This is a genomic window from Sulfitobacter sp. G5_S2_6_S6 (assembly GCF_054968505.1).
Genome location: NZ_JBQKUI010000007.1, coordinates 1 through 25,971 on the forward strand (window position 1 = coordinate 1; position 25,971 = coordinate 25,971).

Consider the following 25,971-nt stretch of genomic DNA (forward strand, 5'->3'; position numbering starts at 1 on the left):
CAGCCCGCCATGCACGCCCAAACGGCCGCTGCCCCTTGGCGTGCGTGTCCGGTCAAGGAACTGCTGCAGCGCAACAAGATGGCCGTCGGTCGCAGAGCGCTGGTCCGTCGCGGCCTGCAATGCCTTGAGGCGCAGCCCGACATAGCGACGCACGACCGCGTGATAGCGCGCGCGGTTGCGCAGGCTGCGCGACACCGAAGGGTTGCGCGCCAGTGAACTGCCGTCCGCCCACCGACCGATGATCTTGGCGGTGATCCATTGCTCCATCCAGATCTGCCGTGCATCCGGCCCCATAGGCACATCTCCATAGGGCGACTGATCCATCTGCCCGCGCTGCATATCCCCCAGCACGATATCCTTGTCGCCGGGCATGTGGTCGCCCTGCCGGATCCTGATGTCGGCCTGCATATCCTCGCGGATCGCATCCGCGATGCCCTTTTGCGGCAGATGCCGCGCCTCAAGCCCGCGCGCCTTGGCCGCCACAAACTCCTTCATGGCCTTATCATTGTGCAAGATCTGCCGCACCGCCAGAAAGCTCCCGCCGCGGCCAAAATCACGCTGGTCCCCCAGATGCAGCCGCCCAAAGCGCGGCACCAGATCCGTGACCGGCCGCTCGACCGCCGACAGCCCCTGCGCCGCCGGCGTATCGGCGGGCACGGTGATCGCCAGCGGCAGGTAGCCCCGGGAATCGGGATACCCCAGGATGAACTCCCCCGCGCCGACCACATCATCCGGCGCGGCCTTGCCTTTGGCAAAGGCCTGGGTGTGGCGCATGATCGGCTGCGAGATACCGTCACGCGTGCCGAACCCGTCGCTATGGGCCAAGCCGCGGCGTTGCAGATCCGCCCGCACGATACTGTCCACCGCGATGCCGTATTGTTCGAACATCACGGTCAGCGTGTCGTCGGTTGCCGCCTGCTCCGAAGGATCGCGGGCATAGGACAGCAGCAAAGCGTGCGCGGCGCCGTCGCTCCACCGCCAGCGGGCGGGATCGGCGGGCGTGCCCGCATCGCCCAACACCCGCGCCCGTGCCGCCATGCCGCTGGCAAAGGCATGGGGCAACGTCGCGCGCCCGTCGTGGGGCGTGTCGGGAAACCCCAGCAGCGACAGCCCGCCAGAGGACAGAGCAATGAAATGCGCCGGATAATCGGGATAGGCGTCGCCAAAGCTCAGCCGCGCATCCCAGGGTGCACCGGGGGTTTCGGCATTGCGCGCCTCTTGCAGCAACTGCGCGATCAGGCGTTTGCCCCCCTGCCCCGTGTCAAAGCGCAGCACCCGCGCGGTCATCAACGGATGCCGCCCCAGCCCGTTGAACAGCAAGGTCTGCACCTGGTCCGTCTCGATCGCATCGGCGGGGCGCGGCGCGGTGTAGAATAGGGTGGCCCACGCGCGATATTCGTCATGGGTCAGCGCCCGCGCCAGCCCGTCGCGCACCAGCGCATTGGTGCGGATCATCCCTGTGGTCAACTGCGGAAAGCGGCTGTACCAGACCTGAGTCTGCACCTGCTGGCGCCGCACCCAGCGTTTGAACCTGTCACCGTCCTGCGCCCCATCCAGAAAAAACCACCGGCTGCGCGGAAAACCCACGCAGTTGTTCCACGCCATCGTCTGGCCGCGGTGCACCTTGGTGATGAAATCCTCGAGGTAGCTTTCCCAGCTGCCGTCGTAATTGCCCTGAAAGATCAGCTTTTGACTGCCTTTGGGGCAGTACCAGCGCGCATAATGGATGGTGGCGAAATCGGTGACAAAGCCGGGGCGGAACCACAGGATTTTCATATATTTGATGATGTGGAACGCCAGCGCCGTGGTCAGCCGCCGCAGCAGGCCGGGCTTCAAGGCACTGACCGAGGTGATGTGGTTCTGCGCATAGCCGGGCAGATCCTCCATCGCTTGCACGGCGGCGACGTGATCATGAGGCGCATAGCGGTCATCCGGCGTCTCGCGCGTCTCGACCCGCCGCAACCATGCCAGCACCCCGCCCGCCACCGTGAGCGCCAGCAACAGCGGCACCATCCACAGCGAGACATAGACATCCGCCGCCTGCAGCAGACTGACAAGACCAAAGGCGACCAGCCCCACAGGCAGCACCAGCGCCAGCAGCGCAAAGACTGCCAAGGGCTTCAGCCCCAGCCCCGCATATTTCGCGATAAACCCCGAGAAGGGGAAATCCTTGTGCCGCGAGAAGCGCGGATAGCGATGGGATGGACGGTACAGCAGCGCCGCTTTCGCAGGGTCCTCCTGCATCTGTCTGCGGATATCGGCCACCAGATCGGCAGGGTCCGTGGTGCCCTCGGCTGCGCGCTGCCGCACCTGCGCCTCGGCCCAGTCATAGAGGTTTTTCTCCGCCTCGATCTGGCGCACGGGCATATGTTCGGTGCCGTTGAAGTTCACCCCGATGGTGCCCCAGGGCTTGGTATCGGGATGCAGCAGATGCGCGCGCACCGCCGCGATAAACCCGCCCTGCGCATCTTTCAGAAACGGCAACACTGTCGAACAGGGCGCGTCGATCCGTTGCGCCAGCCGCGCCAGCGCGTCCCGCGGCATGCCATCGGTGTTGAACTCTGCCAGCAGATGCGTGGGCCGTGCATCAAGCCGCGTCTCGGCCCCCAGATTGACCAGATTGAGGCTTGCGAAATGCACGATCCCCGTGCCCTCAAGCCCCTGCTTCAAATCTGATGTCTCCTCCTGCAACCCCGCCAGGACCGCGCGGAGCGCCTCTATATCCACCCCCTCTTTCAAGGGCACAGGCGCCACGATCGTCGACTGTGCAGCGTGGCCTTCCACCATGTCGAACCGCATCCGCAAGCGGCCCAGATAGGGGCCATAGAACTTTGGCCGCTCGGGCAGAAAGGCGATGCCGGGGCGCGACAGGATGATCTGGAATGCCTCGGTGATGATCTCATGCGCCATCTCGTGCCCCAGACAGTGATGCATCCCCAAACCAAAGGACAGATCCGGCAGCGCGGTGCCGTCCTTGGCCAGGAACCCTTCGCCGGGCATGAAGCGGTTGGGGTGTTTCACCACCCGCGGATCATGCAGGGCTTGCGCTGTTGCCAGAATGACCACGGCACCGGGTTTGATCCGCCGCAGCGCCTCGGGCAGGCCGTGGGTATCGCCGGCCTCTTTACGCAGGCGGAACTGGCCGGGAAAAAGCGACGGATTGAAGCGGGCGATCTCGAACAATATGTCGCGCAGGGCCAAGCGGGCCTGCGGGTCATCGGGGGTGGCTTCGGCCCGCGCGGCACAACGCAGCGCCTGATGGAACTGGTCCGGCTTGCGGCGCATCTGATCGAGTATCTTGCCCGCCGCAAGCGCGGTGGTGGGCACAAAGCCGGTGATCACCCCGAACAAGATCACCCGCACGGTGTCTTTGTCCGACTGCTCCCAAACCGGCCCGCCATCGCCCTGCCGCGCGACCTGATCCATCAACCCTTGCAAGAAACCCGCCTGTGTGGGGTCCGCACGTTCGCCGGCGGACAGCTTGGCATAGGCGTCGATACTGCCATCCAGCAGATCGCAGATGCGCTTGGCCCCGATCATCGCCTGCCGACGCACCGCAGGCGTGCCCGAGGGGTCGGCAAAGATCAGCGAGGAACAGGCCGCCGAAAACGCGGCAAAGTTTTCCGCGCTCGGGGCCGCGATGCCAAAGGTCTTCAGACAGGCCTCTGCCGTGACGCGCATAAAGACATCGCGCGCCATGTCGATCTGCCCGCCGCTATCCTCCAGCAAGGCTTCGGTCACGCGGCGCACCACAGGGCGCACATGGGTCACCGGATCAATCGCCGCCCAAGGATCGCGCAAAATCGCCATCTGCGCGGCATGGGTCTGTGCATCATCGCCCAAGGCAAACACCGGCGGGCCTGCCATCTCTTCCATCTCGGGGCCAAAGGGCACGCCGAAAACATCGGGCCGATGCAATGCCGCCACGATATCGGCGTGGCGCGTGACAAAGTGATATGGCCCCAAGCGCACCACCGGCGCAATCCGCTGCATCAGGCGCAGCCCGCCATGTTTCATCAGCCCTTGCGTGATCCGGCTCCGCAACTGTACGACCCAACTGCCGTTCAACGCATCAAGCGTGAAATGCCGCGTTCCCAGATCAGAGGGATGCGCCCGCTCCTCCGCCTGCGCTTGCCGGATACCAGCGTAGTTGTCTGCATATTTCGTCATGCGTCGGATGCCTTCTGCAAAGGCCCCTCGGGGGGTCACCAGCCGGCGCGCCGTACCTAGAACATCTCTTCAATCATACGCGCGTTCAGCGACCGGTCCGAAAAGGGAAGCCAGTTGATATAGCTGCGGTTGAAACGGGGCTCGAACTCGTACAACTCGCGCTTGGCACGCGCCACGGCGTCGGGGCGGCCCATGCGGTGCAGCGCCAGGACCTTGACCATATGGGCGTACCAATAGGCAGGGCGCAGCAACAAGGCGTGATCCGCGTGCTGCAATGCGGCCGACAGATCCCCGGCCAGCAGCGCGGCAAGGGCTGTCTCCCCCTCGAAACAAAAGCGCTGCGGGTGGTGGGGCGACAGGCGGATCGCGTGTTCCAGCGCCTCCAGCGCCGCCAGGGGGTTGCCATCATAGGCCAGATTCGTGCCGCGCTGGTCATGGGCAAAGGCCAGCGAGGGGCACAGCCGGATCGCCTCGTCCGTGTAATGCACAGCGGCCGTCTTGTTGCCCAGCCAACATTCCGCACAGCCCGCAATCCAATAGCCCCGCCCGTCCGACACATCCAGCTTGATCGCCTTTTGCGCCTGTCGCCGCGCCAGCTTGATGTCACGCGGATCGGCGCGGCAGGTCCAGACCCGCCACAGCGTGGTCAGCGCAAGATAGACATGGGCCTCTACATGACCGGGGTTGCGCGCGATGATATCCTCGAAGATCGCCTGCGCCTTCTCGAAATCCTCGGCCGTGAGGCGGTTGATATGCCAGCGCCCCTGCCACACCAGCGCCTCGTCGCTCTGCGCCACCCGCGACTGGGACCGCTGTTCGTAGGATTGCGCCAAGGCACAGCTGAAATTCCCCGCCACCTCAATCGCCATATCCCGCGCGACGGCGGCAAACCCCGCCCCGATATCGGCAGCATCGGCCAGCGGCGCGGTAAACTGCGCACGTTTCACCGATTGCCCCGTGGTCAGATGCGTCAGCTCCACCATCAAGACCAGCCGCCCGCCGCTCTGGCGCAACTGGCCGGTCACCACATAATTCGCCGTCGCAGGCCGCGCGGCACCGGCGGCGCTGCGGCCACTGTGCACGGCCCAATCCATAAAACTGATCCAACGATGCCGCGCCAGCTGGTCCAACACCTGCTCTGCCAGCTCTTGCGCCTGAGGGGTCAGCGGCTCGGCACTGGCAAAGGGCATGAGCGTCACACAAGGCACATCCAGCGGCGGGGCGAAGTCAACCTCTGACGGGTCGGGACCGCCCTGCGACGTCTCTAGCTGGCGGGACCAGAAAGCGCGTTGCTCGCGCAGCCAGTTGTCGAATTCAGGGTCCCTGATATCAAGCCCTTCAAGGAACTCCGCCTGCCCCGGCAACCGCTGCGCCACCGACGAAAGCTCAAGCGCATCTACCGCGACCTCGCTCAGCGACAGGGTGACCGTGGTGCGATCCGCCTCCAGCACATCGCCCATCGGGGCAAGCGCACGGCGCAGGGCAGACAGCGTCTGGCGCAGGCTCGCCGCACCCTCACGCTCTCCGCGTTCGCTCCATAGCTTGTATTGCAACCAACGTCTTTCGCGCCTGCCACCGGGGGCGACCGCCAACATCGCCAGCACAGCGCGCGCCTTCTTCGAGGTGATGGTGACACGTGACCCATCGGTGCGCCGCAAATCGAACGGCCCGATGACATTTAGCTGCAATCCTAGAGTTTTATGAGAACCATCCGCCAAAACTACCCACCACTTTCGTCATGGTTGAGTGTGCGGGATACGTTTCCATCCGTCAATTTTTTTTCAACGCCGATGTTTCCCTAACGGCATTGCAAAACCCGCCCCGGCGTGCTGCATCTTCGGCAATCGAAAATACCAGATGACATGGACGGAGCCCGACCAATGACCCAGAACGCCCCCCTCAAACGCCGGACCGGCGGACAGGTCCTTGTGGACCAGCTTTTGATCCACGGGGCCGACACCGCCTATTGCGTGCCCGGTGAAAGCTACCTCGAGGTGCTGGACGCGCTGCATGACGTGCAAGACCGGTTCACCCTGATCAACGCCCGCCACGAGGCCGGTGCGGCGAATATGGCCGAAACCTACGGCAAACTGCACGGCACCCCCGGCATCTGCATGGTCACCCGCGGCCCCGGCGCCTGCCACGCCGCCATTGGCGTCCATATCGCGCAACAGGATAGCACGCCGATGATCCTGCTGGTGGGTCAGATCGCCCGCGACACCACCGACCGCGAAGCATTTCAGGAAGTCGACTACCGCGCCATGTTCGGCCCTATCGCCAAATGGGCGACCCAGATCGACGATGCGTCGCGGGTACCCGAATATATGGCCCGCGCCTTCCGCGTCGCCACCTCTGGCCGGCCCGGTCCCGTGGTCATCGCCCTGCCCGAAGACATGCTGACCGATATCGTCGAAGTCGCCGATGCGCGGCCCTATACCGCCACGCAGGCTCAGCTTTCGACAGCAAATGTAGACGCGCTGAAGGACGAGATCGCCCAAGCCAAACGCCCGCTGATGCTGCTTGGCGGCTCCGGCTGGACCGAGGATGCCGCCGCCGCGATCACCCGCTTTGCCGAGACCAACAACATCCCCGTCGCCACCTCCTTCCGGCGACAGGATATCGTGCACAACCTGTCGCCCGTCTTTGCGGGCGATTTCGGCACCTCCACCGCGCCGACGCTTTTTGCCCACCAGAAAGAGGCCGACCTGCTGATCGTTATCGGGGCCCGCTTGGGCGAGATGACGACCAAGACCTACACCACCCTGCAATCGCCCAACCCCGATGCCCGTCTGGTACACCTGCACCCTGACGCGGACGAGATCGGCCGCGTCTATTCCCCCGACCTCGGCTTTGCCGCCTCCCCCGCCGCTGCGGCCTCGGCGCTTGGTGATCTTGATCTGGGCCGCGCCGACGATTGGCAAGATTGGTGCGCAAAGCTGCATGGGGATTACCTGACCGACACCGACAGCCCCAATGGCGAGGAATGGGAGCTCGACATGGGCGTCGCCCTTTGCCAGATCCGCGATAGCCTGCCGCAAGATACAATCGTGACGCTGGACGCGGGCAACCACACAGGCTGGGCGCAACGCTATCTGCGTTTTGGCCGCCCGGGGCGCATCGTCGGGTCGACCTGCGGCGCGATGGGGTATTCCGTTCCGGCGGGCGTCTCTGCGGCGCTGGCGCATAAGGATCAACTGGTGCTGTCATTCGTCGGCGATGGCGGCTTCATGATGAGCGGGCAAGAGCTCGCCACCGCCGCGCAATACGGGGCAACGCCGATCGTGCTGCTGTTCAACAACGGCATCTACGGCACCATCCGCATGCATCAGGAACGCGACCACCCCGAACGCATTTCAGGCACCACGCTGATCAATCAGGATTTCTGCAAAATGGCCGAGGGCTACGGCGCGCATGCGGAGCGCGTGACCAAAACCGCCGACTTCGCTGCCGCGTTTGAACGTGCCCGCGCCAGCGGTCGCCCGGCCTTGATTGAACTGGTTACCAACCCCGAACAGATCTCTACCCGCACCACGATCACGAAACTGCGCGATGCGGCAAAGAAGTAGGCTCTAAACAGCGGATTAGAGCCACATATCGACACCCCGCCCGCTCGTTTTTACGTGGGCGGGGCCCCTCCCCTAGCCGCGCCCGATAAAGGGCATCTTGGTCGCCATCACGGTCACGAACATAGCGTTTGAGCCGGGTGGCAGGCTTGCCATATAGACCAGCGTGCGGCCCACATCCTCTACATCCATGCGCGGCTCCGCCCGACGTGACCCATCCGGTTGCAGCACACCTTGGGCCATCTGCTCTGTCATCTCGCTGGCGGCATTGCCGATGTCGATCTGACCACAAGCGATGTCATGCGCCCGCCCGTCCAGCGACAGCGACCGCGTCAGCCCTGTCACCGCATGTTTCGTCGCCGTATAGGGTGCCGAGAACGGGCGCGGCACATGGGCAGAGATCGACCCGTTGTTGATGATCCGCCCACCCTTGGGCGACTGCCGTTTCATCAACCCGAAGGCCGCGCGCGCGCATAGAAACGACCCCGTGAGGTTCGCGGCCACAATGGCGTTCCAGTCGTCCAGCGACAGGTCGTCAATCTCGACCGCGGGGGCGTTGACGCCCGCATTGTTGAACAGCAGGTCCAACCGCCCGAACTGCGCCTCGATCTGGTCAAACAGCGCCAGCACATCCGCCTCGACCCCGACATCCGCGGTGATCGCCAGATGCCCCTCCCCCGCCAACGCGGCGCGGGCCTCCTCTAGCGGGGCCATCCGGCGTCCCGTCAGCACCAGCGTAAATCCCGCCTCTGCCAGCGCCGCGGCGCAGGCGCGCCCGACGCCGCTGCCCCCGCCGGTAACCAGTGCAATCTTCCTCTCCATCATCCCCCCGATCTGCGCCTTTGTGATCCGCGCAAGCTGATTTATACCAAGGGCATAGCAACCCGTTTTCCCCCCTGACGCAAGCCGAAGGACGCCGCAATGATCGACCTCTATACCTGGACCACCCCGAACGGCCGCAAGGTCTCTATCCTGCTGGAGGAGTTGGGCGTACCCTATACCGCCCACCCCATCGACATCACCAAGGACGACCAATTCGCGCCCGACTTCCTGAAAATCAGCCCCAATAACAAGATCCCCGCGATCAAGGACCATGACAACGGCCTCTGCCTGATGGAATCCGGCGCGATCATGTGGTATCTCGCTGATAAATATGGAAAATTCCTGCCGAGCGATGCGATCGGACGTGCCAAGGTGCATGAATGGCTGATGTGGCAGATGGGGGGCTTGGGCCCGATGGCCGGACAGGCGCATCACTTCTTGCAGTTCAACCCGGGCAAGGCCCCCTACGCCGAAACCCGCTATGCGACAGAGGTCCAGCGGCTTTACGGCGTGCTCGACAAACAGCTCGAGGGGCAGGACTTCATCTGCGGCGCCTACTCGATTGCGGATATGGCCTGTTGGCCCTGGGTCGCGCGCTATGAATGGCAGCGGGTGGACCTGACGCAATTCCCCAATGTGTTGCGCTGGTACAAAGCACTGCGTGCCCGCGACGCGGTGATCAAAGGGTATCAGGTGCCGAAAGATGTGGGCGAGGTTCCCCGCGGGGAACCGTAAGCCGCGGGCAGTGTCACAGCCCGTCGATCAGGATATCCAAGGCCCGCTTCAACGCATCGCGCTCTGCCTCAAGCGAGGTCACCTTGTCGCGCAGCGCGGTGCCGGGCACGGCGGCCAGCTCTTGCACCCGCACGATCCATGCGGTGCCGTCGACCTCTACCTGCGGGGTCAGACCGGGAAAGGCAGCGTACCGCCCCGCCTCGCGCAGCGGTGCCACCACGCGCGAGGCGTCGATGCCAATCAGGTCGGTTTGCAGATCCACCACAAGCTGTCCGCCCGCAAGCCGGTACACATCAAACTGCGCCATAACGCGCCCTAGAAACTGCGAAAGCGTTCAAGCGGCAGGCCCTCGGCCTCTACCTCTTGCGCATAGGTATCCAGCGCCTGCTGGTTCTCGATCCGCCAGCGGCGGTTGCGTTCTGCCTTGGCGGCGTCCGAAATCGCGGCCTCGGCCAACCGCGACATGTTCAGCCCAAGCGCGCGCGCCGTCTCGGCGACGCTGGCATCCAATGTAAGATTTACTTTGACACGGCCCATGACACCCTCTCGCATTATGCGTATAGGGCAGGAGTATAGTTGAGGCTGAGGATTCGGGCAAGGTGGCGCGGGTTTGCGCGTATATGTGGGCCTATCGCGGGCATTAGGCCCGACACATCGCAAAGAAGAAGGGGCAAGGCGATCCGCCCTGCCCCCTTCGAGTTTCAGTCTTTCTGATCCAGCGCTGCAAGAAACGCCTCGATCCCGCGCTGTAATCGCGCTTTGCTGACAGCCGAGAAATCGCGCGGCAAGCGCATCTCTACTTTCCCGTCCGACGCGATCACCCGCATCTCCCCCTGTGGCAACCCAAGCCGCAAGGAAGTCTTGGCAGAGCTTCGCCCGGCAGGTTTTGGCGCGGCTTTCTTTGCCGTGATCCCTGCCCGCAGAATCGCAAGTTCGGCATCAGCATCCCGTTCAGGCTGTTTGATCAACGCCTTTTTTAGCGTCATCGCATTGCCCGCCTGCGCATCAAGGAACCGATAGACATCCAGCCCAAGCGCCCGCGGGATCGCCTCGGGGTAGCGCAGCGCGCCGTCCAGATCGGCAAGCACACGGGCGAACTGCCGGATATAGGTCTTCTTCTGTTTCAGCGCAGAGGCATAGAGCGTGCCAACCGCGTCACTCACCTCGACGCCCGAATCCTGCGCATAGGACAGGGCCAGCCGCGCCATCTCGCCAAAGGACAGATCTTTGCGCACAAGGTTCTCGTCCACCATCTTGCGGTACAGATCCGCGAGGGGTTCCCCGCGGGGAACCAGCGCGGCGGGGATGCGGGAATAGCGCGGGTCGCCGGTTTCGGCCGCAAGCTCGCGGAAAGCGGTGAGGCGGCGGAAGCCTTGAATAAGCTCATACCCATTATCCGTCTGCTCCACCCGAATGGGGTTGGAAAGGCCGACCGACTGGATCGACTGTTTCAGCTCTGCCAGTTCGGGGTCAACATTGGCCGACCGGTCGCGGGTGAGCTTGTCGGTATGCACATCCGAGGTCTGGATCAGATCGGTGATCAACCCCAGCCGTTTCAGCCGCACATGCTCATGCGCCAGCGCGTCGTTTTCCGCGCGAATGGCGGCCTCTGCGGTGGCGCGCTCGGAAGTGGCTTCAAGCGTTTCCGAGATCGCGCTCGCCATCGGGCCGCGTCGCGACGGGGCAGGGGGGTTGGGCACAGGATCAGAGTTCTGCAACGGGTGGCCCTGAATGTTGTACTCTTTCACAACGGGCGGTTCGGCAGGTGCGTTCCCCGCGGGGAACCCCGCGTCTTCCTCTTCATCCAGATCAAAGTTGATATCGAAAACAGAGCGTTTCTTAACCATTATTCATCCTCCAGTTTATCCCACGCATCGACAAGCGTGGCACGGAATTCATCATAGGCCCGATCAAAGGAGGCCCGCGCGCGGCGCCAGGTCTCGCGGGTCATCTGGCGGTAGTCCATCTCGTAGATCGACGACAGGAACCGGCCTGACTGTTCAACCGCGCGGGTCATTTCAATCGGGTGCTCTGCTACATGTGGCTTAAAGACCTGATTAAATGCTGACTGCATCGCACGGTGCAGATCGTTATTAGGCTCGAAACGGGTCAATAGAAACTTGATGTCAGCAAAGGCCTTGACCGGATCAGTGCCCGACGGCAGCCGCCCGCGGAAGCGGCCCAGATCCTCAAGCGCTTCGGATAGCTGGCCGATGAAGCTGGTGGTGCTGTCATACTCCCAATAGCCGGGGCCGGACGGAATATACAAAACATCCGCCGCAAAGACCGCGTTCATCGACTGGTAGCCAATGGCGGGCGGGCAGTCGAAGATGATCAGGTCATAGGCGTCCGGCGGGATCGTATCAAGATAACGGGACACGGCGGCAAAGAACGACCATTCGGGGTTCAGGTGCCGGTACTGCGCGCTGGCAAATTCAACGAAGGCGGCATTGGCACAGCTGGGGATCAGGTCGATCGTGGGCCAGCTGGTCGGCTTGATGAAATCGGTGGCCCGCAATTCGCTAAGCCCCATACCGGTGACAGAGGCAGGCAGTTTGCGTTGGGGCAGGGTGGCCCCGCTTTCCGCGCCGCCTTGAACCGCGTTCATCCGCTCTGTCTCGCGGATCAGGTCGCGGGCCATGATGCCCCAGACAGTGACCTCTTCCGAGACATCCGACAGCCCCATCGAATGGCTGAGCGTGGCCTGCGGATCGAAATCCACGGCCAGCACGCGGTAGCCGTCAAGCGCGGCCGCATGGGCGAAATGCAGCGCCACGGTGGACTTGCCCGCGCCGCCCTTGAAGTTGGCAATCGCGGCACGCACCGCCCGCTTGCCCGCAGGGCGCGGCGGCATCAGCGACCGGTTCTTGATCTTCAGCTTGCGCCGCAGCTCGTTGATCTCTTCCAGCGAATACCAGCGCTGGCGGCCTTCCTCTTCCACCTGCCCCTCGGGCAGGGACGGGTCGGCGGCCAACCGGCCCCGCAGGGTCGACGGGTTGGTCTTGAAAATCAGCTCCGCCACTTCCCAGCTTGAGAACCGGCGCAGGGTCTTTTCCATCTCGGGCGAATAGGTCTGATGCCGGATGTGCCCCTGCATCTTGAGCGACTGCGCCTGAAGCTTTGCCAGGTCCGCATAGGTAAACATAAGCTGTCCTTTTCCCTACCCGTTCCCCGCGGGGAACCGCCGCCCCGCACGCTGTGGCGGCACCGGAAAACCCGAAAGAGAACGCTAATTACTACTCAATTTGGATTTACGCTGAATTTGCATCTTATGGAAAGACATTTATTCTATAAACAGGTTTTCAATATCCCTTATACCACAGGGCCCCGGCGCGATTCGGGCGATCGGCGCGGCTCTATAGCTCCGGGGCGGAAATATAGGGGGACAGCAGGATCGGTCCCGCGACATATTGGGGGACAAAAACGCTGTAATAGGGGACGCTCTGTATGACCCCCTATACCAATGATACCTCAACTTTCAAATTTGAATGGGGAAGAAAGAGGGTCGGGGCAAAACCAATCCTTGACAGAATCGGGTTTCCGGACGCAAATCAGGGAAGAGGCGGAAAAGACGTTGTCTACGCCCCGAGGATCCATCAAGAGATCGAACTGAGGCTGCACATTCACACCGTGCCAGATCGGAGCAGCTATGCTTTCACCGAAACCCGTGGGGCGTGACGCCGCCGCGCGCAAGTATGATATCATCACCGCCTTGGGGGCCTATGCCCTTGCCGGCGGGAAACATGATCACCGTCTGGTGCTGCGCTTCATTACACTTGTAACGGCGCGCTACAACTGGGCGCGCAATGAACTGGCCGTGGGTCAGCGCGAGATCGCGCAGCTTTGGTCCGTCGATGAACGCACCGTCAAACGCGAGATGGCAAAGCTGCGCGGCTGTGGCTGGCTGGTGGTCAAACGTCAGGGCGCACGCGGACGGGTGACGGAATACGGGCTCGACCTTGATGCGATCCTTGAAAAGACGCGCCCGCAATGGCCGCAGGTCGGCCCGGACTTTGATCTGCGCATGCAGGGCGCGCCGGAACCGACGCGGGTGGTGCCTTTGCCCGTGCGTGGCACCGCCCCGACGCCGCCTGTCGAAGGGGGCAGCGAATGGGCGTTGGCGCAGGCTGTGCTTCATGCCGAAGATGCCGGTGTCTATGGCAGTTGGCTGCATAATCTCACGCGGCAGGATCGGGCAGGGGGGCGTGTCACGCTTCAGGCCCCCAGCCGTTTTCACGGGGCCTATGTACAGACCCATCTGATCCCCCGCGTGCTGGCCGCATTGCAGGCCGTAGATAGTGACGTGTCCGAGGTCGTGATCACGGCCTGAACCGGATCGGCTGAACGGGGGGCCGCTGGCCCCACGCTTTGCCATTGTAATCCGCGAAACCGCAGGCGACATTCCCCGCAATTAAACTGTTGCCCCTGCGTCAGCAGGGAAGGGGAGGATACCATGCAATTGAACGGACAGGCCGCCATCGTCACCGGTGGCGCTTCGGGGTTGGGCGGGGCCACGGCAGCGTTTCTGGCGCAGGCCGGGGCCAAGGTCACCATCTTTGATATGAACGCTGAACTGGGCGGGGAAAAAGCCACCGCCATCGGGGGCAAGTTCCTGCGCGTTGATGTCACCGACGAAAGCGCGGTAGAGGCCGCGATCGCAGAGGCCGAAGGGCTGCACGGCAAGGCGCGTATTCTGGTAAACTGCGCGGGCATCGGCCCACCTGCCAAGGTCGTGGATCGTGACGGCGCGGCGCTGCCCTTGGCAAGCTTTACCAATGTCGTGAATGTGAACCTGCTGGGGTCGTTCAACGTCTTGTCGAAATTCGCCGCGGCCTTGCACAAGGCAGAGCCCGTGGGTGAAGAACGCGGCGTGATCATCAACACGGCGTCGGTCGCGGCGTTTGACGGCCAGATCGGGCAGGCGGCCTATGCGGCATCGAAGGGCGGGATCGTGGGCATGACCTTGCCCGTCGCCCGCGAGCTGGCGCGCTATGGCATCCGTATGATGACGATCGCACCGGGGCTGTTCCTCACACCGCTGCTGGAGGGGCTGCCGCAGGAGGCGCAGGATTCGCTCGGCGCGCAGGTGCCCTTCCCCAGCCGTTTGGGCGATCCGTCGGAATACGCCAAGATGGTCGGGGCGATTATCGACAACCCGATGCTGAACGGTGAAACGATCCGCCTTGATGGCGCGATCCGCATGGCACCGAAATAGAGACTGAATAGAGGGGAAAGCGTTATGGCACATGCCTATATCGTAGAGACAGCCCGCACCGCAGGGGGGCGCCGTGGCGGCGCGCTGCGCGACTGGCACCCTGCCAATCTGGGGGCCGAGGTGTTGAATGCGCTGGTGGCGCGGTCCGGGATCGACGGCGCGGTGATTGATGACGTGATCGTCGGTTGCGTCAGCCAGGGCGGAGAGCAATCCTTTGCCTTCGGGCGCAACTGTGTGCTGGCGTCGAATCTGCCTCAATCGGTGCCCGCGGTCACCATCGACCGGCAATGCGGCAGCTCGCAACAGGCGGTGCAATTCGCGGCGCAGGCGGTGATGTCGGGCACGCAGGATGTGGTTGTAGCCATGGGTGTCGAAAGCATGACGCGGGTGCCGATGGGGTCGAATGTATCGCTTTATGCCAAGGCGGGGTTGGGCGAGGGCCCGTTCAGCGACCGGATCGAGGCGCGCTACGGCACCAAGAATTTCAGCCAGTTCATCGGCGCGGAAATGGTCGCGCAAAAGCACGGGTTCACCCGCGCGGAACTGGACGCCTATGCGCTGGAAAGCCACCGCCGCGCCGTCGCTGCGCGGGATGGTGGGGCCTTTGACGCAGAGATCATTCCGCTGGCCATCGAGGGCGGGATGCACACCCGCGACGAAGGCATCCGCGATGATGCGACGCTTGACGGGATTTCCTCTGTTAAACTGCTTGATCCGGACGGCATGATCTCGGCCGCGAACGCGTCGCAGATTTGCGATGGGGCGGCGGGCGTGTTGGTCGTGTCCGAAGCCGCGCTCAAGAAATACAAGCTGACGCCGAAGGCGCGGATCGTGAACCTGACGGTGACCGCGGGCGATCCGGTGATCATGCTGGAGGAACCGCTGCCCGCCACCGACCGCGCGCTGGAGCGGGCCGGTATGAAGATCGACGACATCGATCTGTTCGAGGTCAATGAAGCCTTTGCGCCGATCCCGATGGCATGGGCAAAACACACCGGGGCCGATCCGGCCAAGTTGAATGTGAACGGCGGCGCGATTGCGCTTGGGCATCCTTTGGGGGCCTCTGGAGCGCGGCTGATGACGACGCTGGTGCACAGCCTGCATGCGCGCGGCCAAAGATACGGGTTGCAAACCATGTGCGAAGGCGGCGGCATCGCCAATGTCACCATCATCGAGGCGCTGTAGTCCCGACCACAAGAAGGGAGTGACGGACGCAACGTTCGTCATTTCCAAAGCGCGCACATCCTGACAAGTTGCAGGAAAATAATACGTCCCGGAGGAACAAGATGACGCTACCCGCCCTTTTCGACAATTTGCGTATCCCGCTGATTGGCAGCCCGCTGTTCATTATCTCGAACCCTGATCTGGTGATTGCACAGTGCAAGGCCGGTATCGTGGGCAGCTTTCCAGCGCTGAACGCACGCGAAGCGGAAGGGGAGCCGATTGAGCTGGACCGTTGGTTGACGCGCATCAAGGAAGAGCTGGACCGTCACAACCAAGCGAACCCCGACAATCCCGCCGCCCCCTATGCGGTGAACCAGATCGTGCATAAGTCCAACGCGCGGCTTGAACGGGACGTAGAGATTTGCGTCAAGCACGAGGTGCCGCTGTGGATCACGTCGCTCGGGGCGCAGGAATGGCTGAACGATGCGGCGCATGGCGCGGGCGGTGTTGTCTTGCACGACATCATCAACAACCGCTTTGCCCATAAGGCGATTGAAAAAGGGGCTGATGGTCTGATCGCTGTGGCCGCCGGGGCAGGGGGGCACGCCGGTGCCTTGTCGCCGCTGGCGCTGATCCAAGAAATCCGCGAATGGTTCAACGGGCCGCTGTTCCTGTCGGGGGCGATTGCCAAGGGCGATAGCATTCTTGCGGCGCAGGCCATGGGCGCGGATGGCGGCTATGCCGGGTCGGCGTTTATCGCCACGCAAGAGGCGAATGCCGACGCACGCTACAAGCAGATGATCGCGGATTCGGGGGCCTCGGATATTGTGTACTCCGATTTGTTCACCGGCGTTTGGGGCAACTATCTGAAAGCCTCGATCGAGGCGCAGGGCATGGACCCGAACAACCTTGAACGGTCCGACCCGTCGAACATGAACTTCGGTGCCGATCGCGAAAAGCCCAAAAGCTGGAAAGAGATTTGGGGGGCCGGTCAGGGCATCGGTGCGGTCAAGGATGTGCGCCCCGCCGCTGAGGTGGTCGAGCGGATGGCGACAGAATACGCCGCGGCCCGCAAAAGGCTGTTCGATCAGACCGCGTGAGTGTAAAACAGGCCGTCCCTTCGGGGGCGGCTTTTTTGATGACGGGATAGGGATCGCCATGCACACCGCGCCGGAGACGACTTTACGCCGCTTGTTCGACCGCGCGGTCGCCGTGGCCGATCCGATGCAATCGCTGGCCGCGCATCTGCCGCCGAAACCGGCGGGCCGTGTGGTGGTGATCGGTGCGGGCAAGGCCAGCGCGCGCATGGCCGAGGCGGTCGAGGCGGCCTGGGGCCCCTGCGACGGTTTGGTGATCACCCGCTATGGATACGCCCGCCCCTGTCAGGGGATCGAGATTGTCGAGGCCGCCCACCCCGTGCCCGATGCCGCCGGACAGGCCGCAACCGCGCGGATGCTACAACTGGTGCAGGACTTGGGCGAGGGGGACTTTGTGCTGGCGCTGATCTCGGGCGGGGCGTCGGCGCTGCTGACCGCGCCCTCGGGGGAGATTACGCTGGCCGAGAAACAGGCGGTGAACGCGGGGTTGCTGGCCTCTGGCGCGCCGATCACGCAGATGAATGTGGTGCGCAAGCATCTGTCGCAGGTCAAGGGCGGGCAGTTGGCGGCGGCGGCCTATCCGGCGGCGATGCACACGTTGATGATCTCGGACGTGCCGGGGGATGATATGGCGATGATCGGGTCGGGCCCCACGGTGGGCGATGCTTCCACCTCGCGCGATGCGCAGGCGATCTTGACGCAGTGGGGCGTGGCGGTTCCGGCCTCGGTCACGCGGACGCTTGCTGCGGGATCGCAGGTCGTGCCGCCGGATGATGCGCGGCTGTCGCGTGTGATGAACCGGATTTATGCGGCCCCCAAGCAATCGCTGGATGCGGCACAGGCTTTGGCCGAGGCAGAGGGGTTTCGTGTGATTCGTCTGGGCAATGGCCTAGAGGGTGAGGCCCGCGAGGTCGCCCGCGCCCATGCCGCCTTGGCCCTGCAAGAACAGGCGCGTCTACATCCCGGCGATGCGCCGATTGTTGTCCTGTCGGGCGGCGAGCTGACGGTCACGCGGCGCGGGGATGGCGTTGGTGGACCGAATGCGGAATATGCCTTGGCACTGATGCTGGCCCTGAACGGGGCGGGGGGTATCTGGGGGTTGGCCTGCGACACCGACGGCGTCGACGGCGCGGCAGAGGTGGCGGGGGCGATCATCGGGCCCGACACATTGGCACGGGGCGGGGCCGCGCGCGCCGACGCAGAATCGGCGTTAGCGGTAAATGACGCCCACGGTTTCTTTGGCCGGATCGGCGGTCAGGTGGTGACGGGACCGACGCTGACGAACGTCAACGACTTCCGTGCTATGATTGTGCATCCCGTATGATCAGCAACCCTGAGTTGGGGCGTCTTTAGATTCTCTTGAGGTTTCTGTCTTTATCCTGTGCGCAAGTAATAATTAACGTTGGCAGGGAAACCGGTGCTACTTATAAGTGAGGGATGCCGGTAACATGATCAGCGGGTGGCTTTCATCGATTAGGCGCTTTTTTCAGTTTCGCGAAATGTGAGAGTATAGTTTTGTTCAAGCGCTTAGATTTGATTTTGGTCGTTGTCTGCCTTCTCGTGACCTTCGGGATCTACGCTGAAGGCGCGCGAATGAACCGCGCCGCGGCCAAGGCCGAATTCACCCGCATCACCGAAGACGGGCTTCAGGCGTTGGATCGTCGGATGAACATCTATCTGCAAAGTCTGAACGGCGCCGCAGGGATGATGCAATCGTCGGAGAATATCGAATACGACGATTTCGAGACCTTTGTCGAAAGTCTGGATTTCGAAAACTATCTGCCCGGCATCAACGGCATCGGTTTTGTCGAACCCGTGGCCAAGGTGGACGAGGATGCTTTCGTCGCCGATATGCGTGCCAATGGGACGCCGGGGTTCGAGATCAGGCCGGAAACGAACCATGACCAGAAATATGTGATCAAATATATCGCGCCGGTGCTGCCCAACAAGGAAGCCGTCGGGCTGGACATCAGCTTTGAAAAAGGGCGGCGCGAGGCGGCGGATCGGGCGCGCGAAACCAACACCCCGCAGCTGACACCGCGCATCCTGCTGGTGCAGGACGCGATGAAGGAACCGGGGTTCTTGCTGCTGCGCCCGCTGTTCTATGCCTCCGGCCCGCGCGAGGGGACGTTTCGCGGCTGGGTCTATGCGCCGTTCATCGGCCGCAACCTGTTGCAGGATCTGACGCCGAACCAGAACAATGTGTATGATTTCCACGTCTATGACGGCGACACGACCGACCCCGAGGCTCTGATCTATGCTAGTCAGGATCACGAACATGCGGCGGGTAAGTATAGTGTGGCCTATGCCACCGAATTCTTCGGGCGGACCTGGACCGTCCAATATGAAAGCACCCCCTTGTTCGAGGCGTTGTTCCCCGGTGGAACACCGCTGCTCGCGCTGATCGCAGGGATTGCCCTGACCGCGATGCTGATCGTGGTGCTGCGCGCCATTCGCCAACGCGGGGATTCTCTGGCTGAGGTGGCCGCGCTGCGCGAACAGCAGATCAGCGCCCGCGAAGAGGAAAACCGGTCGATCATCGAGAACAGCGTTGTGGGCATCTTCATTCTGGATGAACGCCGCGAGATCCTGTTTGCCAACCACGCCGCGCTCGAGATTTTCGACAAGCATGAAGACGGGATGGGCGGGTTGCCCCTGAAGAAATTCGTGACAGAGGCGGGGTGGCTGCCCGCAGAGGCAGGCTATAACGCCACGGGCACCAAACATGACGGATCCACGCTGCACCTTGATCTACATTATAACGAATGGGAAACGCTGAATGGCGTCAAACGCATCACCGCTATTGTGCGGGATGTATCGGTCGAGGTCGGGGCCGTCGGGGAACTGGCCGGGATCAAGGAACGCTATGACCATGCCCTCGCGGGGTCAGAAATTGGCGTGTTCGAGATCGACCTGATGTCGGGCAAATCGGTGGTTTCGCCGACGTGGCGCAAGATCATGGAGGTCGGTCCGGAGGTCGAGGATACGCAGGAAGAGTTCCTAAGCCGTATCCACCCCGACGATCTGCCCCGTCTGATCGAGGCGGATCAGCACTGTATCACCGGCAAGGCAGAACGGTCGCGGACCGAATACCGGATGCAGTTCGGCGAAAGCTGGCGCTGGATGCGGTCGGATGCCGTGGTCGTGGATCGCGCCGACGACGGGTCGGCGATACGGATGGTCGGGACGCAAAGCGACATTACCGGGCTGCGTCACGCCCGCAACGCGCTTGAGGCGAGCGAGAAGCGATTCCGCACCGTGCTGGATGCGGCCCCCGTTGGCATGGCGACCCTGAACAGCAACGGACAGTTCACCAGCGTGAACAACGCCATGTGCGAGCTGACGGGATATTCGCAAAAGGTAATGACCGACCGGTTCAACCTTGCGCAGATCATCCCCGAGGAAGATGTGAAGCTGATGCGTGATATCGTGACCAAGTTCACCGAAAGCGGGTCGAACGAGGTTTATCGCGGCGAACATCCGATCCTGCATAAGGACGGCGGCCAGCGGTGGGGGCTGTTCAACATCACCTGGACCTTCGACAAAAACGAAGGGGCCTATGTCTTTATCGCGCAGGTCAACGATATCACCGACCAGAAGAAGATCGACGAGATCAAGAATGAATTCGTGTCCACCGTCAGCCATGAATTGCGCACGCCGCTGACCTCTATCAAGGGGGCGCTTGGCCTGATCGAGATGTCGGCGCGTGATACCATGCCTGCCTCGGCGCTGCGCCTGATCGAGATCGCGCGCAACAACGCCGACCGTCTGACCACCATCGTCAACGATATTCTCGACCTCGAAAAGATATCGTCGGGCAAGATCGAGTTTGACCTCAGCCCGATGAGCCTGAACGAGGTCATCTCTTCGGCCGTGCAAGAGATGATGCCCTTTGCCGTCACCCATAACACCAAACTGGTGATGGATCTGCCCGACACCGACATCAATGTAACCGCCGATTGGTCACGGATGATGCAGGTGCTGGCGAACCTGATGTCGAATGCGTGCAAGTACTCGACCGAAGGCACCGACGTCACGATCAAGGCCGAGACGATTGGCGACATGGCGATTGTTTACGTTCAGAACTTCGGCCCCGGCGTGCCCGAGAATTTCAAGAACCGGATTTTTCAGGCGTTTTCTCAGGCCGATGGATCAGACACGCGGGCCAAGGGCGGGACAGGCCTTGGGCTGAATATCACGCGACAGATCGTCTGGCGTCAGGGCGGCAACATCGGCTTTGAAAGCAAGCCCAGCGGGACCACGGTTTTCTGGTTCACCTGTCCGCTGGCCACCGATGCCGAAGGGTATGATGTGCTGCCCGATGCCCGCACGTTCGAAGTGATCGACGGTACGAAGGACAACCTTAGGGTATTGCACCTTGAGGATGACGAAGAATTTGCAGAGGTGCTGCGCGAAGGGCTGAGACCCTTTGCCGATGTCCATAACGTCACGCGGCTGAACGAGGTCCACGAAGCGCTGAGCGCGGGGCCGCTGGATGTGATCATCCTTGACTGGACCGTGCCAGATGGCGACGCCGCCGCCGTCCTGGACGATATCGCCGAGCTTCAGCCAACGGCGCGGGTGGTCGGGCTGACCTCTGACGCGGCGCGCGAGAAGGATAGTCGGGTGGGCACCCATCTGGTGAAGTCTCAGACCGACCTGAACCACATTATCGAAAGTATTGTAGGTCCGACACAAAGAGCGAGTTGATCTCCTTATGGTTGTTTCTAAAGTTGCTAAAAATCGCCTTAAAAATGTCTAGATACTTTTGTCTATGATGGCGCAAGGGATGGAGAGGGTGCTTGGCTAGGGATGGTGCCTTCTTTTTGTAAGTAAGGACGCGATATGTCTTGGAACGGAAAGAAGCGCCATAGTGCGACCGGTTTCGTCGCCGGATCGGCCTTGGCTGGGGGGTGGTACGCCGCGACCTCGGCGCTGCTGTCGGGCACACCGGCGCAAACTGTTCCGGTTATCGGGGCCATCGCCATTGCCAGTCTGGTGCCGCTGATCGCCGCGAATGTGCGGGCCACGCCGGCGCGTGCGACGGTTGATGACAGCGTCGCCCAACAGCTGCGTGTTCTAAAGATGCACACGATGGTAAACGTGGTCGACACCGATAACCTGCTGGTCGAGGTGAACGACCTGTTGCTCGAGGCAACCGGCTATACCCGCAAAGAGCTGATCGGCAAACCGGTCGCGATGCTGTATTCCAAGGACAATAGAACCACCGCCACTGAAATCCGCGATCTGCTGCGGCAGGGCAAAAGCTGGCAGGGTGAAACGACGCTGCGCAATCGCGACGGGTCAAACTGCGTGACACAGACGACAGTGACCCCGTTGCTGGATGCGAATGGCCGCTGGATCGGGTCGATCTCGGCGCGGACGGACATCACCTCTACCACCAAGCTGATCGCGCGGCGCGACACGGCGATGACCTTGCACGAGCTGCGCGACGACATCTGGATCGTGTCCGAAGACAATCTTGAGTTGCGCTATATGAACCTTGCCGCCAAGGCGCGGTTCGGCTGGTCGACGCGGCCCAAGAACGGGCAAACGGTGCGCGATATGGCGGCCGAACGCGGCTGCGAGGATGTGCTCGATGCCTGTCTGCGGATGATGGATATCGGCGACACCTATATGACGTTCAGCGCAACGATATCGGGCACGAACTTTGAAGGGTCGATCAAGTGGCTGAACAAGGGGACAGTCGACGGGCGTCTGCTGATCATGCTGCACGACATCACCGAACGGCTTGAACAAGAGCAACTTCAGGCGGATTTCATCTCTATGGTCAGCCACGAACTTCGGTCGCCCTTGACCTCGATCAAAGGGTCGATGGGGCTGCTGTTGTCGAAAGCCGCGGGCCAGCTGCCACCCAAAGCCGAGGGCCTGCTGGAGATCGCGCATCGCAATGCCGATCGTCTGGTGCTGATCATCAACGACATTCTGGATATGGAGAAGATCTCCTCCGGGCGTCTGGATTTCGAACTGGAAACCGCTGACCTGTCGGAACTGGTGGCCGAATCTCTGCGCGCCAATGCGACCGCCCATCAGCGGTTCGGCTTGCAGATCAAATGCCACGGGGTGGATACGCCCACCTATATCGAGACCGACGCCAACCGTATCATTCAAGTTTTAACCAACTTGATGTCGAATGCTGCGAAGTTTTCCAAACCGGGCGGCACGGTGGAGATCTCCGTCGACAAAACCCCTGAAAACGTATGTGTGTCTGTACGCGATGAGGGGATGGGCATTGCGCCCGAAGACCAGCATAAGATCTTTCAACGGTTTGCTGATATGGCGAATTCCGACCGGGCGACCAAAGGCGGTACCGGTTTGGGGCTGAGCATCTGTAAAGCAATTGTTGAAGGTTTGGGTGGTACGATCGATTTTGTCAGTAAAGAAGGGCGGGGGACAACTTTCACCTTCACTTTACCTGTCAAAACGCGCCATTCTGGGCCAGAGAATGATTTTGAAAGACTAGAGAACGTTGGATAAGAGTCCCGTATGATTAAATTGCTTCACGTAGAAGACGACGCCGATATTCGCGAAATCGCCAAAATGTCACTCGAACTGTCGGGTGATTTCGTGGTGGAGCAATGCGATTGCGGCGAACAGGCGCTTGAAAAGACGCTGGACTATATCCCCGACGTTTTTTTGCTGGATATGATGATGCCCGGCATGACCGGCCGTCAAACGCTTGAGAAACTGCGCGAGAATCCGGATTTCGCAAATGTGCCCGCGATCTTCATGACCGCCCGTGCCCAACCGAACGAGCTGGAAGAACTGCGCGGCATCGGCGCGACAGAGGTGATCAGCAAACCCTTTGATCCCATGTCGCTCGCCGACCAGATCAAGGCAGCCATCGCCTGAATAGGGCCAGACGTTAGATGAAGAAACCGCGGCGGAAATGCTGCGGTTTTTTTTGGTTTGTGGGTTTCGTTGTTTGTGAGGTTGATACCTGTGGGACGTTTTTCTGGGAGTTAGGAATTTTTAATCAACGTTATGTTAAATAATGGCGAACGCTTAAACCCTACCGGTGAAGCCACCTGAATACCGTTTCAGGGTCAGCCGCGCGGGCCGCGATTTTTCTGGCAAGCATCACGGACATTCTCGACGCAACTCCTACGCCAGATCCCGCACGAAGAATGACGACAGCGGGTCGTGTTGGCTTTGATCCGGCCTGAAAACGCGGTACGGATTGATATGGCGCAGCGTACCCTTATCGAGATTCTTTTGCCTGAGTTGAGGGCCTATGCCACGGCCATCTGTCAGTCGCGCGACGCGGCAGAGGATCTGGTGCAGGACGCGGTGGAGCGGGGGTTGCGGTCTGATCGCAGACCCGAGCTGCTGGAGGAATTGCGCCCGTGGATGTTCCGCGTCATTCGCAACCTGCATTATGACGAGCTGAGAAAAAGGCGCGTGCGCCGTGAATATTCGGCGGAGGAGAAACGTCTATCTGATGAAGCAGGCGGACCGGACACCGCGCGGGATGTATTGATCCGGCTGGCGTTCGAGAAGCTGCCGCCCGAAACCCGCGAGGTGCTTTGCCTTGTGGACATTATGGGCCTGAAATACGCCGAGGCGGCGAAAGTGATGGATGTGCCAAACGGCACAGTGATGAGCCGGATCAGCCGCGCGCGTCGGGCGTTGCTGGACGTCGTCGATGGGGCCGGAACGGCAAAACAGGAAGTGACGCGGAAGACATGAGCGAGCTGAACGACAAAGACTGGGAACAGATCAACGCCTACCATGATGGCGCGCTGAACGCATCGGAAATGCGTGCCTTAGAGACGCGGTTGGCTGCCGAACCCGCGCTGGCTGCGGCGCTGGAGGATGTGCGGCGCGTTTCGCGCGGTTTGGCGTTGATGCGTCCGGTGCTGGACGACCAAGACGCTACGCCGCAAACGAGGGCCGCAAACAGCAACCGGCACCCGCGACCTTGGCTTTGGGGCGGCGCTGTCGCCGCAGTGGTGGCTTTGGCGATGGTTTTCGGGTCTGGCTTCGTCGCCACCCCCACGGCTTTCGACATTCACACCGAACTGGCAGCACAGACCTATGATCTAGGCTCTGGCGATCTGCGCCCCGTGGCGGGGGGTGGTTTGGCAGGTGTGCCGGATCTTGAGGGCGCGAACCTGACAGCGGTCGCGTCCCGCGTGGCAAAGCAGGGCGATATCATGCATTATGCGGGCCAGAATGGATGTCGCCTGACATACTTGCGCGGCGGGTTTGCCCTGCCAGAGGGTAAGAGCACGTCAGAAAAGCAGATCGCGAGCTGGGATTCCCGGGACCAACAGCGCCATATTATCGTCGCGACGGGGATGGACCGCACCCGGTTCGATGCCATTGCCCGCTATCTTAGGCTCGAAACGCGCGAACGCGCCTCTGAAAGCGTGATGGCAGCACTTTCAAAGACGGTTCGTTCGGCGCGGCCTTGCGTCGGTTAGGTCAGTCTGCGTCTGACAAGCTGGCGAGATAGGCGATCACATCGGCTTGGTCTTCCGGCTTGCGCAGCCCGGCAAAGCTCATCTTGGTGCCGGGCACGGCCTTGCGGGGGTTGGCAAGGAAAGTCGCAAGCCGGTCGGGTGTCCAGTCGCCGCCATGGTCAGTCAGCGCGCCGGAATAGCGGAACCCGTCCACCGCCGCGACCGAGGCACCGACGATCCCGTAAAGATTTGGCCCGACGCGGCTTGGGCCATCTTCTTCGACCGTGTGACAGGCTTTGCACTTCCTGAACACCTTCTCGCCCGCGGCGGGGTCGCCTTGTGCCAGAATCTCGGCACCGGGGGTTTCCGGCTCTGCTGCGGCGGCGTCCTCGGTCGGTGCGCTGGCGTCGCTTTGGGCCGCGGCGTCAGATCCGCCCGCGACGGTCGCCACATAGGTCGATAGCGTTTCGATCTCTGCGTCGGTCAGCGTTTCGGCAAAGCCGGGCATAATGCCGATCCCGCTTGTCACGGCGGCGCGGACCTGTTCGACGGTGGGCTTGAAGTCATCAAGGTTCGGGCCGATCTCGCCTTCGGCACCTGCGTCTTTCAAGCTGTGACAAAGGGCACATTGCGGCTGCGCTGTCTCGTTGAAAAGGGCGCGCCCGGCGTCAAGAGAGGCGTCGGCTGCTGCTGCGCTGCCGATCAGCGCAAGGAAAAGGGCACCGCCAAGGCGCGGCGTCAGGGATGGGGTCATTTCAATGTCTCCGGGTAAGGGTCGG

The 25,971-nt window shown here is 62.1% G+C and carries 20 protein-coding genes; 12 read left to right on the forward strand and 8 right to left on the reverse strand.

Annotated features, from left to right (window positions below):
* A partial coding sequence (locus ACTRWK_RS12225) for a cytochrome P450 (protein ID WP_462843944.1) occupies positions 1–4,170 on the reverse strand: 4,170 nt, incomplete at its 3' end.
* Positions 4,171–4,226: 56 nt separating this feature from the next.
* Positions 4,227–5,858: a hypothetical protein gene (locus tag ACTRWK_RS12230; protein WP_289084206.1), complete on the reverse strand. Its 1,632-nt coding sequence runs from the start codon at positions 5,856–5,858 to the stop codon at positions 4,227–4,229.
* Between the two features lie 192 nt (positions 5,859–6,050).
* Here ACTRWK_RS12230 and ACTRWK_RS12235 point away from each other — a divergent pair, with 192 nt between their 5' ends.
* Positions 6,051–7,736, forward strand: coding sequence for a thiamine pyrophosphate-binding protein (locus ACTRWK_RS12235; RefSeq protein ID WP_289082055.1), 1,686 nt, complete (start codon positions 6,051–6,053; stop codon positions 7,734–7,736).
* 72 nt (positions 7,737–7,808) lie between these two features.
* Here ACTRWK_RS12235 and ACTRWK_RS12240 read toward each other — a convergent pair whose 3' ends face one another.
* Complete coding sequence (locus ACTRWK_RS12240) at positions 7,809–8,558, reverse strand: SDR family oxidoreductase (RefSeq protein ID WP_037942002.1); 750 nt, start codon at positions 8,556–8,558, stop codon at positions 7,809–7,811.
* Positions 8,559–8,654: 96 nt separating this feature from the next.
* On the opposite strand from ACTRWK_RS12240, the gene ACTRWK_RS12245 reads away from it, so the two are divergent.
* Positions 8,655–9,290: a glutathione S-transferase family protein gene (locus tag ACTRWK_RS12245; RefSeq protein WP_037942000.1), complete on the forward strand. Its 636-nt coding sequence runs from the start codon at positions 8,655–8,657 to the stop codon at positions 9,288–9,290.
* A gap of 13 nt (positions 9,291–9,303) precedes the next feature.
* Here the strand turns inward: ACTRWK_RS12245 and ACTRWK_RS12250 are convergent, their stop codons facing one another.
* The 4 genes from ACTRWK_RS12250 to ACTRWK_RS12265 all read right to left on the reverse strand — a co-directional run bounded on the left by ACTRWK_RS12250 (position 9,304) and on the right by ACTRWK_RS12265 (position 12,435).
* Entirely contained in the window at positions 9,304–9,597 is a 294-nt protein-coding gene (locus tag ACTRWK_RS12250) for a CcdB family protein (protein ID WP_009824373.1), read from the reverse strand.
* Positions 9,598–9,605: 8 nt separating this feature from the next.
* Positions 9,606–9,827 (reverse strand): type II toxin-antitoxin system CcdA family antitoxin, encoded by a 222-nt coding sequence (locus ACTRWK_RS12255; protein ID WP_037966680.1) that lies wholly within the window; start codon positions 9,825–9,827, stop codon positions 9,606–9,608.
* A gap of 164 nt (positions 9,828–9,991) precedes the next feature.
* Positions 9,992–11,137, reverse strand: coding sequence for a ParB/RepB/Spo0J family partition protein (locus ACTRWK_RS12260; protein WP_289082054.1), 1,146 nt, complete (start codon positions 11,135–11,137; stop codon positions 9,992–9,994).
* On the reverse strand, positions 11,137–12,435 hold the full coding sequence (locus ACTRWK_RS12265) for an AAA family ATPase (protein ID WP_005848979.1): 1,299 nt from the start codon (positions 12,433–12,435) through the stop codon (positions 11,137–11,139). The genes ACTRWK_RS12260 and ACTRWK_RS12265 overlap by 1 nt, the downstream gene beginning before the upstream one ends.
* 504 nt (positions 12,436–12,939) lie before the next feature.
* Between ACTRWK_RS12265 and ACTRWK_RS12270 the strand changes: the two genes are divergently transcribed.
* The 10 genes from ACTRWK_RS12270 to ACTRWK_RS12315 all read left to right on the forward strand — a co-directional run bounded on the left by ACTRWK_RS12270 (position 12,940) and on the right by ACTRWK_RS12315 (position 25,213).
* Positions 12,940–13,620 (forward strand): DnaA N-terminal domain-containing protein, encoded by a 681-nt coding sequence (locus ACTRWK_RS12270; RefSeq protein ID WP_005848978.1) that lies wholly within the window; start codon positions 12,940–12,942, stop codon positions 13,618–13,620.
* Between the two features lie 123 nt (positions 13,621–13,743).
* Positions 13,744–14,505, forward strand: coding sequence for an SDR family NAD(P)-dependent oxidoreductase (locus tag ACTRWK_RS12275; protein WP_289082053.1), 762 nt, complete (start codon positions 13,744–13,746; stop codon positions 14,503–14,505).
* Positions 14,506–14,529: 24 nt separating this feature from the next.
* A complete protein-coding gene (locus tag ACTRWK_RS12280) occupies positions 14,530–15,690 on the forward strand; it encodes an acetyl-CoA C-acetyltransferase (RefSeq protein WP_289082052.1) in 1,161 nt (386 codons plus the stop codon).
* Between the two features lie 101 nt (positions 15,691–15,791).
* Positions 15,792–16,769 carry an NAD(P)H-dependent flavin oxidoreductase gene (locus tag ACTRWK_RS12285; protein ID WP_005848974.1) on the forward strand — a complete coding sequence of 326 codons (978 nt, stop codon included), beginning with the start codon at positions 15,792–15,794 and terminating at the stop codon, positions 16,767–16,769.
* Positions 16,770–16,827: 58 nt separating this feature from the next.
* On the forward strand, positions 16,828–18,090 hold the full coding sequence (locus tag ACTRWK_RS12290; RefSeq protein ID WP_462843945.1) for a glycerate kinase type-2 family protein: 1,263 nt from the start codon (positions 16,828–16,830) through the stop codon (positions 18,088–18,090).
* A 269-nt stretch (positions 18,091–18,359) separates the two neighbouring features.
* On the forward strand, positions 18,360–21,476 hold the full coding sequence (locus ACTRWK_RS12295; RefSeq protein ID WP_289082050.1) for a CHASE domain-containing protein: 3,117 nt from the start codon (positions 18,360–18,362) through the stop codon (positions 21,474–21,476).
* 135 nt (positions 21,477–21,611) lie between these two features.
* The gene (locus ACTRWK_RS12300; RefSeq protein WP_288960712.1) at positions 21,612–23,264 is read left to right on the forward strand and encodes a PAS domain-containing sensor histidine kinase; all 1,653 of its coding nucleotides are present in this window, start codon (positions 21,612–21,614) and stop codon (positions 23,262–23,264) included.
* A 9-nt stretch (positions 23,265–23,273) separates the two neighbouring features.
* Entirely contained in the window at positions 23,274–23,639 is a 366-nt protein-coding gene (locus ACTRWK_RS12305; protein WP_005848967.1) for a response regulator, read from the forward strand.
* Between the two features lie 333 nt (positions 23,640–23,972).
* Positions 23,973–24,476, forward strand: coding sequence for an RNA polymerase sigma factor (locus ACTRWK_RS12310; protein WP_009824384.1), 504 nt, complete (start codon positions 23,973–23,975; stop codon positions 24,474–24,476).
* A complete protein-coding gene (locus ACTRWK_RS12315) occupies positions 24,473–25,213 on the forward strand; it encodes a hypothetical protein (RefSeq protein WP_289082142.1) in 741 nt (246 codons plus the stop codon). The genes ACTRWK_RS12310 and ACTRWK_RS12315 overlap by 4 nt, the downstream gene beginning before the upstream one ends.
* A 1-nt stretch (position 25,214) precedes the next feature.
* Here the strand turns inward: ACTRWK_RS12315 and sorU are convergent, their stop codons facing one another.
* The gene (gene sorU, locus ACTRWK_RS12320) at positions 25,215–25,946 is read right to left on the reverse strand and encodes a SorU family sulfite dehydrogenase c-type cytochrome subunit (protein ID WP_289082143.1); all 732 of its coding nucleotides are present in this window, start codon (positions 25,944–25,946) and stop codon (positions 25,215–25,217) included.
* Between the last annotated feature and the right edge of the window lie 25 nt (positions 25,947–25,971).